At 47.4% G+C, this 724-nt stretch carries 1 protein-coding gene; it reads right to left on the bottom strand.

The window, feature by feature from the left end:
* A partial coding sequence (locus R7R78_RS26170) for a leukocidin/hemolysin toxin family protein (RefSeq protein WP_225474619.1) occupies positions 1-724 on the bottom strand: 724 nt, incomplete at both ends.

Below are 724 nucleotides of genomic sequence, written 5' to 3'. Positions count from 1 at the left end.
CTCAAATTCTGGTGTGAACACGTACTGGAATTTCGGTTTGAAGCCGTAGATCAGACGCGGCAAGTTCTCTTCTGGTAATAGGTTTTCGTTTGAACAACCTGTGTAGTGGTAAACACCCGCCCATTTACCGTAATACTGGTAGTCGTTGGTGTAAATTTGGCTAAGAGAGGTGGTCCACTTAACGCCCATACCGCGTTCCATGGAAGCTTTTGGCTTGGCTGCGGTGACGTAATCCTTACTTGAGTAGCGAGACGTATAAGCCACACCGAGATCGGTCGTCAACGAGCCAGAAAAACTTGGTGCCGAGCCCGGTGTTGCAGTCGCGGTTAAGCCAATAGACGGTGCAACCGTGGTTGTCGATACCGAAACATCATTGGCTTCGTTTTGCGGTGAGTAATCCTCACTAAATACAGGCGTGCCACCAGCTTGATAGATGCTGTAATCGAACGCAACTGGGTAGTTTTGAGTAAAACGGTCAACAATCGCTGCATCAAAAGTGTGTTTTACACCCGGCTTACCTGGTACATAACCATTCCCTAGAGTGATCACGCGAGCCGCTTTTTTATCGTTCTTTGAGTTATGGAATAACTCAACCAGTAACTTCATCTGCACACGGCTACCACGAAACTCGTACGGGAAAAGCTCAGGCTCGCTTTGCATCACGACCTCATAACTTTTCTTCACGTAACCTTCTAGCGCGATGTTATCAATCAAGACACTTTCT

The sequence above is a fragment of the Vibrio sp. 2134-1 genome (assembly GCF_033339495.1).
Note: the sequence above shows the minus strand (reverse complement) of the source record. Positions and strands in the feature narration are given on the sequence as shown.